This window comes from Bacillus sp. Bvel1, from assembly GCF_014872755.1.
In the GTDB taxonomy this organism is placed as follows: Bacteria; Bacillota; Bacilli; order Bacillales; family Bacillaceae; genus Bacillus; species Bacillus velezensis.
In genome coordinates this window covers 34,107-44,238 of record NZ_JAAOBZ010000006.1, presented here as the reverse complement: position 1 = coordinate 44,238, position 10,132 = coordinate 34,107, and the positions used below count along the sequence as shown (strand labels likewise).

The following is a 10,132-nucleotide window of genomic DNA, read 5'->3' as shown; positions in this document are numbered from 1 at the left end:
TGTGATTTGACATGAAGGAGGAAAACAACCAGTGGAACAGCAGCAGAATCAGCAGCAGCCGCCAGTAAATCAGGGGATTCCGGGTTCACCGCAAGTGAATCACGGAGGACATGAGCTTTTCGATATGCATGAAGTGCTGGCCGGAACAGTCGGCGTTTTGGATCAATTTATGATGCTCAGACAGTTTATACAGGATCAGCAGCTGGCCGACATTCTTGACCGCCAGTATCAATTCATTCTCGGACTCTATAATCTGACGGCAGAATGCTTTAAGACCGGCCAAAAGCCTTCTCAGGAAACGTCGACATATATGATGGAGGAACAGAACCAGGCCGTCTACGGTATAAAACCGACTCAGCCGAAAAAACCGAATCAATCATTAAATGATGTCAAAGATCTCGGAATAAGCGGCCATATGCTCGGCCTGATTAAAGCTCAAGCTTCTCTCTTGACGATGAGCTCGCTTGAAATGACCAATCCCGTCACAAGAAGAGTGCTCTCCGCCCAAATTCAGCAATATGTCGAAATGGCGTATGAAATCTTCTTATACCAAAACAAACACGGTTATTATCAGGTTCCTCAGCTCAATGCACAAGATATGCAGACCATGCTGAATTCATTTGCGCCGGCGCAGGGACAGCCGCAAATGCCTCCGATTAAAGGACAAATGGGACAGCAGCAGCAAAACCTCCATTAATGAAAAAAACGGCGTTGGAAAGCTGACTCTCCAATGCCGTTTTCTTTTTTTCATATGCTTTTGTGAAATCATGTTCAAATTGTTTCAGGCTTTCTTTCGTAGCTGCTTCAAAGCCTTTTTCAAAATCCTGTGTTTCGGCGGTTTTATTGATAATGGTTAAGATAATGCCTTCTCCGAATGTTTCGGTTAAATCCTTTATCATATAGAAACTTTGCAAATAAACATCCGTTTCATATTCCATACGCGATTTCTGCCATTTTCGGTCGGTCGTTAATTGATCAAACGGCACGACGGAAAATGCAATCGGATCAATGACCACATCATAATGCGCAACCCACTCGCTCAGCCCCTCATGAAACCAAAGCGGAAATACAGACGTATCCGTCCCCAATTGCCGCGCTTTTTGATGAAATGCGTAGTGTGTATATTCATGTATAATCAATTGCTTATACATGAAAACGGCCAGCTCATCTTTTTTCAAAAGCTGTTTTTTCTCTTCTGGCAAGAGCCCCATCATCTGCTCCTGCTCTGAATAAAAACCGACTACATTTTTCAATCCTGAGTATTGCTCCATTTCAGCTTCATCCGAAAAGAAAATGAGTTCAAGAGGCGCCGCTCCTTTATAACCGACAATGATTTGGTTGATACGCTTTGCGTGGTCCAGCGTAAGCTTGGTCAGATCCAAGAGCGGCTTTTCATCCGCCGTATAGTAAATCGCTGTATGTTTGTAAATTTCTTTATTCATGTGTTCAGTCACTTGTTCCTTCGTCGGAACAGAGCGGCTGTTTTGGCCTGACAGGACGTACATCATACTTACTGAAACGGCTGAACTGACAGCCAATATGACAAGGACTCCGCACAGGATCAGAGTGAATGCCGCCCGTTTCCCCATGCCGTCACGCAAACAAGCTCCCCTCCCCGATCCTTTAATTTTCATCTCATTCTTTACTTTATGCTCAGGAGCGCTGGGTCGTGACGGAGATAAAATAAAAAAGCCGCAGCAAATGCGGCTTTTCCATTCATTTATTTATTGGGGTTGGGGAATACACGCTGCACCATTTGGCCGAATTCATCAAACAGTCCGGATACCGGGTGGCCGTTTTGGATTCGTTTTCCGTAGCCTTGCATACGTTCAACGAAGTCCGGGTTTGCTGATACATATACAGTCCGGACATTTTTATCGGCTGATTTCACCTTATCGGTAATCTTATTTTTCAAATGGTTGGCGATGGCGCCTTTTTGTCCGTTTGTCAGAACAACGGCTACATAAGCGCTGTTTCCGGCAACGATCACAGTCGCATTTTTAACTTCTTTTAAATCAGTCACCTTGTCGGCGGCTTTATCAGCCACTCTCAGGTTACGGTTGTCATTGTGATCGGTGTTTTGGTTATGACGGTTCACTGTATTCATATTTGTCGCACCGTCGTTAGGCGTGTTGCGGTAATTTACATTCTGGGTGCGGTTGTCATTTCGTTTTCCTTCTCCCTGGTTCCCCATACTGCACCCTGCGGTAATCAGCATCGGCAGAAGAAGGGCAGAAATAACTGCTTGTTTTTTTATCATGTGAATTCCTCCTTTCTCACTTTACGTATAGGTTTTTCTATTCGGCGGGATTTATGCACGCCGTTTGCATTCTGAACGGTTTGGATAAATATCAGAAGGATAGGGAAAGGTAAGCGTAATCAATTGAATGAGGAGGGATTTAACTTGTTCAGACAAAAAAGCGGCATCAGCCCGACAGCGCTGCTGATCGGATCATCGATTCTGATTGCAGCTTTATCACCCGAAATCCGCCGGAAAATCTCCGGAATGGTTTCAGGCCGAATGCAGCATAAAGATGGTACACACTCCATGCAGCCTGCTGACCTGATTCAACAGGCTTTCAGCGGGGAATCCGGCGGACAGCAGCACACGGACAAAGCACGGCATTCACAAACAGGCTCCATGCAGCCTGCCGAGCTGATCAAACAGGCTTTCGGCGGGGAATCCGGCGGACAGCAGCACACGGACAAAGCACGGCATTCACAAACAGGCTCCGTGCAGCCTGCCGAGCTGATCAAACAGGCTTTCGGCGGGGAATCCGGCGGACAGCAGCATGAGCAGACTTCCCGCAATCACTCCGGCTCATCCCATACGGACGGACAGGCAGACAGCAGTAAAGAAACTCCGCCGAAGCTTCACTATACCGAGCCGATTCACTTCGAAGAAAGCGCGGTAAATGTTTTAAATGACAGCACCGTGATGAATATGCTGGAAGAAATTGAACCCGGAAATCATTAGAAACGAAAAAATCCTTCATTCGTTCAACGATGAAGGATTTTTCGTTTTAGCGCTATCTGCTTTTTTTATTAGGCCTCTTCAGCTTCAATGACGATTGAGGAATCATTGTACACCGCGGTATCGGTTTCCTTCGTCATTTTACTTGTTAACAGCCCTGCGGTCATACTGCCGCTGACATTTAAGGCGGTACGCCCCATGTCAATTAACGGCTCAATTGAAATGAGCAGCCCGGCAAGCGCGACAGGCATGTTCAAAGCGGATAGGACGAGCAGAGCCGCAAATGTCGCGCCGCCCCCCACGCCTGCTACACCGAATGAACTGATTGCCACGATGGCGATGACGGAGATGATAAATCCCGGTTCAAACGGGTTTTGCCCTACTGTCGGCGCAATCATCATCGCGAGCATCGCCGGGTAAATGCCGGCACAGCCGTTTTGACCGATCGATAAACCGAATGAACCGGCGAAGTTCGCAATTCCTTCAGGGACGCCCATACTTTTTTGCGTTTTAATATTAAGCGGCAAAGCCCCTGCGCTTGAACGGGACGTAAACGCAAACACCATGACAGGAAATGCTTTTTTCACGTATGTGATCGGATTTAAACCGCTGAACGTAATCAGCAGCAGGTGAATGATAAACATGACGATAAGCGCGGCGTATGAAGCGATCACAAACATCCCCAGTTTCGCAATGCTGTCGATGTCGCTTGTCGCGATCGTCTTTGTCATAATCGCCAATACCCCGTAAGGCGTCAATCTTAAAATTAACGTCACGACGCGCATAATAATCGCGTATACCGCATCGACAATTCCGCTGAACGTCGCAGCGTGCTCCGGCTGCTTCCGTTTCACGCCCAGAAAAGCGATGCCGAGGAAAGCGGCGAAAATAACGACTCCGATGGTGGAAGTCGGTCTGGCTCCCGTGAAATCAAGAAACGGATTTCCCGGCAGAAGCTCAACGATTTGCTGAGGCAGCGTTTTGGCCGTCATATCCTCAGATTTTTGCTGCAGCTCCTGGCCTCTTGATAACTCGGTGCTTCCCTGGTCGATATGGACGGCTTTCAGATCAAAAGAAAGCGCCGAAACAATTCCGACTGCCGCGGCAATTGCTGTCGTGGCGATCAAAATTCCGATGATCAGTCCGCTGATTTTCCCGATGTTATGGGTCAGTTTCAGCTTCGTAAATGCGCCGAGAATAGAAATAAAGACTAGCGGCATGACGATCATCTGAAGCAATTTGACATAACCGCCGCCGGCGATATTAAACCAATCGGCCGTTTGTGTCACGATATGTGATGCCGGCCCGTAAATCAATTGCAGTGCAAAACCGAATACAATGCCTAGTCCGAGCGCGGTAAAGACACGTTTAGAAAAGGAAACGTGTTTTTTTTGCATGACAAACAGACCTGCTATAAGCAAAAGCATAATAAAAACATGTAAGACTACAAATAAATTCTCCAAAACAGGTAAACACTCCCTTGCTCATTATCCTTTAACACTATATTATATCAATTCCGATCGGTCAAGTAAGGATTGACAATATATGTATTTTTATTGATTTTTCTCTTTTCTTTCCACCCTTTCTCTAGTAACTTATATAAGGGTGATTGTTATGCTGAAGGAACTGTTTCTTAATTTAACGATTTTAATCACATTTAATTATCTGTTCACCCTTCTTTTTAAAGAGTCGCTTTCGTATAAAGAAGACCGTCCGATGTTTCAATTACTGAAGGGGACGGTCTGCGGGCTTTTAGGGGTTTTTCTGATTGCTTTCGGCTTTTCTTACTCCGATTCCATCATTGATCTCAGAAATATCCCCATTATCATCGCCGCTCTTTACGGAGGCTGGGTGTCTACGGCAGCCGCCTTTGCGATTATCGTCGCAGGCCGTATCCTGATCAATTTCAATGCAAGCGCCATTTTTTCCATCGCCGCCGTCGGGGTTATTGCGATACTTTCTGCGGCCGTCCTCAGAGGAAAAAAGCCGGATCATAAAATGGCGTTCGTTATGCTGCTTTTTTCAAATGTTATTTTCACCTTGACGCTGCTGTTTCTTATGCCTGAACAGCCTGCCGGGGCCCTCGTTTATTATTGGCTCATTTCCATCTTGGGCGGAATGCTGTCACTGTATATCATCAAACACGAAGCCGATGCCCGCGTTTTGTTCAAGCAATACAAGTTTCAAGCGAATTATGATTTTCTGACGGGGATTTTTAATAAGAGAAAATTCGAGGAAGTCTCGCGCGTTCTGTACGATCGGACGTCTCAATCCCCCTCGTCTCAGCTCGCGCTTATTTATTTGGATATTGATCACTTTAAGCAGATCAATGATCAATACGGCCATTATGAAGGGGACCAAGTGCTGAAGGAACTGGGGGCGCGCCTGAGGTTCTTACTCAGCAGTTCTCATACGTCAGCCCGCATCGGCGGGGAAGAATTTGCCGTGCTTATGCCCAATTGCACGTATACAAAAGGGCTTCACCTCGCAGAGGAAATCAGGCACACGATTGACGCGAACCCGATTCTGCTGACGAGCGGAGATACAATTCCCGTGACCGTTTCCCTCGGCATCGCGCATTATCCGACAAATACACCGGACCCTCAGACATTGCCCCTGATCGCGGACCGGATGCTGTACAAAGCGAAAACATCAGGGCGCAATCAAGTGTGCAGCACTGAAAAAAAAGAATGATCGCCCGAAGAGGAAATCATTCTTTCTTTTCAGTGAGAAAGCCGCCCCTCAGGAAAACGGGAATCAGGCTGCCCTCATATTCTTTTTCAATCAACGCCGCGGTATCATCTGATTGATACAAAGACAGGAGTTTTTGCATCCGTACATCATCTTTATCCTCAGCTCTGACGGCGATCAGATGAATATACGCTTCCTTCATTTGCGCCGATCGGATCAGCGCGTCCTTCTCCGCATGAAATCCTGCTTTTTTCGCCTCGCTTTGACTGAGAACTGCTGCGTCAGCATGTTCCGCCGCCTGATAGGCGTTCTTTTTTGTTTCCGTTTTTAAGGTCAGATGCTTCGGGTTGTCCTTGATCATATCCGTTGAACCCGTACCGCTGAATCCCTTTTTCAATGTAATCAGTCCGGCCTCCTGCATGAGAAAAAGCGCCCTGCCGAAGGCCGCCGCTTCATCAGGCACGGCAATGACCGCTCCGTCCGGTATATCCTTCAGCCGTTTATGTTGCTTGGAATACACCCCCAGCGATGCCGCATATGTCGTTCCTAAAGGAGCCAGCTTCTTTTTCACGTGAGGCGGCAAAGATTTAAAATTAGTAACGGATTGAAACGCATTGGCGTCGAGATCCCCGCCGGCAAGTGCCAGATCAGCCTCAGCATAATCCGAAAACGTTACCAAAGAAAGCTGCAATCCTTCCTCACCGGCTTTTTTCGCGACAAACTCCCAGATCGATTGATCAGATTCATTGATTCCGATAGTAATGGTCCGGTTCCCGTCAGGATAATCGCATGAAGTAAGTGACATGATCAAAATGAAAAGAAACAGACTGTTTATAAGCCGCAGATTCAAGTTGACCTACTCCCTATCTATTTTTATGTACAGAAGCTGCACCATGGTATTCGGGCTCATGATTACATACAATACCGATTAAAAAAAGGGTTGTCAATTGCTTCCTTAAGAGGCTGCAAAGCGGTTTTTATCAGCTGCAAATGGGCTGTTCTGGTCTCAAATCAGATTTCCGTATCAGAGCGTTTTCCTCTTAAAACATGTTATTTCGAAAAAAGTTACATTTAGCAGTTGTTTTTTCTTCGGATTACTGGTAGAGTAAAGGTAATTATTTTTGTTCGAACTATCTTTAAGAAGAAAGTTTTGTAAGAGTTTTCGTCTTGGAAGTTTGTTTTAGAGCAAGAATAGTGAATTTAAGCGTTTGTCGCTTTAGGAGGAAATTTCATGTTAGAAGGTAAAGTAAAATGGTTCAACTCTGAAAAAGGATTCGGATTCATCGAAGTAGAAGGTCAAGACGATGTATTCGTTCACTTCTCTGCTATTCAAGGCGAAGGCTTCAAAACTTTAGAAGAAGGCCAATCTGTTTCTTTCGAAATCGTTGAAGGAAACCGCGGACCACAAGCTGCTAACGTAACAAAAGCATAAATTGTTTAAAAAACCTGCCGGTGTACGCCGGCAGGTTTTTTTTCATCTAAAACGAAAAGCTGTTTTGCAAAGGCAAAACAGCTTTTATATATCAGGTGGCAATATCCCGTTTTAAGAAGACGCCGAATGCAAGCGCCAGAAAAATAACGAAGTAAATCACAAGCATCACAACCGAAAATGTCATCGTCATCCCCTCTACTAAAGGAGTCCCGTTCATATATTGCGACAAATCCGTGTTCGCAAATAAAATATATTTGGTCCATTCAAATTTCGCAGCAAGAAATACCGTCGCCGTGTTCCCCATAACCAATAGAAAAATAGAAAATCCGACCGCTAATGAGCTGTTCCGGAATACCGCAGACAGCATAAACGCCATCGTCGCAAGCATAAAAGCGGAGACAGATTCATAGACATATGTTTTAGCGAGGAAAGCGATGATATTTTGCTCAAAAACATGGCCGTCTTTGTATACGAGATGAACATCAGCCGCAGTATCTCCGCCTGTACCGAAAAAGACCAATCCCAACAGAGCGGAGCCGGCAAATAAAATCACAAGCATCAGCAGTCCGAACAGCAGCACTGTCATATATTTAGAAAGCAAAATCTGAAAACGGCTGAGCGGACGGATGGCCAGCAGCTTGATCGTCCCCCAGTTGAACTCATTCGCCACGATGCCTGCGGCAATGATAATCGTAAACAGCCCGGTCAAAACAGTCATCATCGAAGAATCAGATACGTATGACCACACTGTGTACCCTGTATCCTCGGGGATGTTATGATCCATACGGTATTGATTTATCGCGACATTCTGTTTCAGGTTATCAATGAGCGTCTGATTTCCGGTTTCCTTCATCTGCTGTTTCATTTCTTTGTTTTCAGCCTGGAGCTCCTGTTTCCAATTCGGATTGGCTTCGTTCGAGGTGAAATGGTTTGACAGAAGCGCAAAACCGATCATCGAAACGCCTAAAATCACAATCATAGCCCACGTCCCGACGCGGCTGAAAATTTTAATCCATTCATTATAGATCAGCTTAAACATATTGAACCTCCTCTTTCGTCCCGCCGGTAATTTCCAAGAAACGGTCTTCCAAAGATTTTGTCATGATTTTCACTTCATATAAGCGGATTTTTTCACGGACGAGCAATGATATCACATCAGGCACTTCCTGTTTGGACAGCTGGATCTCAATGCCGTTTGTCTTCTTCACACAGTCAAACTGACTCAAAACGGCAAGAGCCTCTTCTCTTTGTTCAATATGGAAGAAGTATGTATCTTTATCCTCTTTTCCTTCATCCCTTACTTTTTGAATATCGACAAGCTCTCCTTTTTGCAGAATGCCGATTCGATCGCACATTAGCTCCATTTCTGACAGAAGATGGCTTGAGACGATGACAGCCATTCCTTTTTCACGTGTCAGCTTTTTCAGATGGTCCCTGATTTCTCTGATGCCGGCGGGATCGAGGCCGTTTGTCGGCTCATCCAGAATCAGCACCTTAGGATTATGCAGCAGGCTTTGGGCGAGGCCGAGACGCTGTCTCATTCCGAGAGAGTAGGTTTTTACTTTGTCATGTATTCTGTCCTGCAACCCGACGAGCTCGATGACCTCATCTATTTTTTCTTTCGTAACGCCTTTTACCATCCTTGCGTACTGCTGTAAATTTTTATAGCCGCTCAGGAATTTGTACAGCTCCGGGTTTTCCACGATGGCTCCGACGTGCCTGACCGCTTTTGCATAGTTTTTCGTAATGGATTCCCCGCAGATTACGATGTCTCCCTGAGACAGTTTCATTAATCCGACCATCATTCTGATCGTAGTGGTTTTCCCCGCTCCGTTCGGCCCTAAAAATCCAAACACTTCGCCCGCCCGGACGGAGAAGCTCAAGTCATGAATAATCGTTCGTCCTTTTATCGTTTTCTTTACCTGTTGCAGTTCTAATACCGTTTCCAATTAGAATCCCCCTTCTATTTCGTGCGCCTGCATGACGTTTCTATACCATTGCAGCACGGACATTCCTTCCTGTTCCCGAATTTCTTCGACCTCGCGCCGTTCAGCGATTTTCCCTTTTATGAAAACCATCACTTCGTCTAACAGCGTCTCAATCTCGCCGATCTCATGCGTGGCGATGACGACGATCTGGCTGTCAAAATCAATATAAGATACGAGACTGTTGACAATCGACTCCCTGACCGCCGGATCAAGACCCGAAAACGGCTCATCCAGCAGAATGACCGATGCTTTTCTCGACAGGGCCAAAACGATTTTCAGCCTGCCCCGGCTGCCTTTGGACAGCTCTTTTAACTTCTGCTTCGCTGAAAGATTCATTTCCGCTAATAGGTTATGTGCTTTTTCCAGCTGAAAATCCGGGAATTGCGAATGATAAAACGTGAGCATATCACCGACGGTCGTCCGGGCGGAAAACATATCATGTTCGGTTAAATAAGCCGTACGAAACAGCATGTTCCTGCTTACTTTGCACTCTCCCATCCGGACGGCGCCCGATGTCGGAAAAGCAAGCCCTGCAAGCATTTTAAGCGTTGTTGATTTACCGCTTCCGTTCGGCCCTAAAATTCCGTAGATTTTACCCGGAGACAATGAAAATGATACATCGCTGACCGCGATCCTGCGGCCGTATTTTTTTGTTACGCGTTCAAAATCAAGATTCATCGTTTGCTTCCTCCGCATATTGTTTGATCCCCTCGAGCATTTCCTCAGGAGATAACCCCAGCTCCGCCATTTCCTGAATAAAGCGTTTGAAAACGTCTTTTGTCAGCCTGTCTTTCAGCTCGGCTTTCAGATCGGATCTTTCCGCTATAAAGGTTCCCTGTCCTCTTCTCGTCTCCACGATCCCCAGCCTTTCCATTTCACTGTACGTTCTTTGTATCGTGTTCGGATTCACTTTCATCTGTACGGCCATCTCCCTTACGGACGGCAGTTTGTCCCCCGGTGAAAGCTCACTTCGGATCAGCCGGTAATATATACGATCGGCAATCTGCAGATAAATGGGCTTGGATGACTGAAATTCATTCTCCATCA

At 46.0% G+C, this 10,132-nt stretch carries 12 protein-coding genes; 4 read left to right on the top strand and 8 right to left on the bottom strand.

Annotation, left to right across the window (positions count from 1 at the left end):
* Positions 1-31: 31 nt before the first annotated feature.
* Positions 32-697, top strand: a complete 666-nt coding sequence (locus HAP68_RS04295) for a spore coat protein (RefSeq protein WP_014304688.1) — start codon at positions 32-34, stop codon at positions 695-697.
* On the opposite strand, the gene HAP68_RS04290 is transcribed toward HAP68_RS04295, so the two are convergent.
* Complete coding sequence (locus HAP68_RS04290; RefSeq protein WP_024085059.1) at positions 657-1,601, bottom strand: hypothetical protein; 945 nt, start codon at positions 1,599-1,601, stop codon at positions 657-659. The two genes, HAP68_RS04295 and HAP68_RS04290, sit on opposite strands and share 41 nt — an antisense overlap.
* 119 nt (positions 1,602-1,720) lie before the next feature.
* Positions 1,721-2,260, bottom strand: coding sequence for a YhcN/YlaJ family sporulation lipoprotein (locus tag HAP68_RS04285; protein WP_024085058.1), 540 nt, complete (start codon positions 2,258-2,260; stop codon positions 1,721-1,723).
* Positions 2,261-2,404: 144 nt separating this feature from the next.
* Between HAP68_RS04285 and HAP68_RS04280 the strand changes: the two genes are divergently transcribed.
* Complete coding sequence (locus HAP68_RS04280) at positions 2,405-2,977, top strand: hypothetical protein (RefSeq protein ID WP_024085057.1); 573 nt, start codon at positions 2,405-2,407, stop codon at positions 2,975-2,977.
* Between the two features lie 68 nt (positions 2,978-3,045).
* On the opposite strand, the gene HAP68_RS04275 is transcribed toward HAP68_RS04280, so the two are convergent.
* Entirely contained in the window at positions 3,046-4,437 is a 1,392-nt protein-coding gene (locus tag HAP68_RS04275; protein ID WP_003155366.1) for an L-cystine transporter, read from the bottom strand.
* Positions 4,438-4,588: 151 nt separating this feature from the next.
* Here HAP68_RS04275 and HAP68_RS04270 point away from each other — a divergent pair, with 151 nt between their 5' ends.
* On the top strand, positions 4,589-5,668 hold the full coding sequence (locus HAP68_RS04270; RefSeq protein ID WP_003155367.1) for a GGDEF domain-containing protein: 1,080 nt from the start codon (positions 4,589-4,591) through the stop codon (positions 5,666-5,668).
* Positions 5,669-5,684: 16 nt separating this feature from the next.
* Here HAP68_RS04270 and HAP68_RS04265 read toward each other — a convergent pair whose 3' ends face one another.
* The gene (locus HAP68_RS04265; RefSeq protein WP_024085056.1) at positions 5,685-6,515 is read right to left on the bottom strand and encodes a MetQ/NlpA family ABC transporter substrate-binding protein; all 831 of its coding nucleotides are present in this window, start codon (positions 6,513-6,515) and stop codon (positions 5,685-5,687) included.
* Positions 6,516-6,896: 381 nt separating this feature from the next.
* Between HAP68_RS04265 and cspB the strand changes: the two genes are divergently transcribed.
* Positions 6,897-7,097 (top strand): cold shock-like protein CspB, encoded by a 201-nt coding sequence (cspB, locus tag HAP68_RS04260; protein ID WP_003155376.1) that lies wholly within the window; start codon positions 6,897-6,899, stop codon positions 7,095-7,097.
* A gap of 91 nt (positions 7,098-7,188) precedes the next feature.
* Here the strand turns inward: cspB and HAP68_RS04255 are convergent, their stop codons facing one another.
* From HAP68_RS04255 to HAP68_RS04240, 4 genes are read right to left on the bottom strand one after another with little or no spacing between them, the layout of a single operon-like run.
* Positions 7,189-8,136, bottom strand: coding sequence for an ABC transporter permease (locus HAP68_RS04255; RefSeq protein ID WP_015388503.1), 948 nt, complete (start codon positions 8,134-8,136; stop codon positions 7,189-7,191).
* Positions 8,129-9,046: an ABC transporter ATP-binding protein gene (locus tag HAP68_RS04250; RefSeq protein ID WP_024085055.1), complete on the bottom strand. Its 918-nt coding sequence runs from the start codon at positions 9,044-9,046 to the stop codon at positions 8,129-8,131. The genes HAP68_RS04255 and HAP68_RS04250 overlap by 8 nt, the downstream gene beginning before the upstream one ends.
* Complete coding sequence (locus tag HAP68_RS04245) at positions 9,047-9,763, bottom strand: ATP-binding cassette domain-containing protein (protein WP_003155380.1); 717 nt, start codon at positions 9,761-9,763, stop codon at positions 9,047-9,049.
* Entirely contained in the window at positions 9,753-10,130 is a 378-nt protein-coding gene (locus HAP68_RS04240) for a GntR family transcriptional regulator (RefSeq protein ID WP_014304684.1), read from the bottom strand. Before HAP68_RS04240 ends, HAP68_RS04245 begins: the two co-directional genes overlap by 11 nt.
* Positions 10,131-10,132 lie beyond the last annotated feature (2 nt).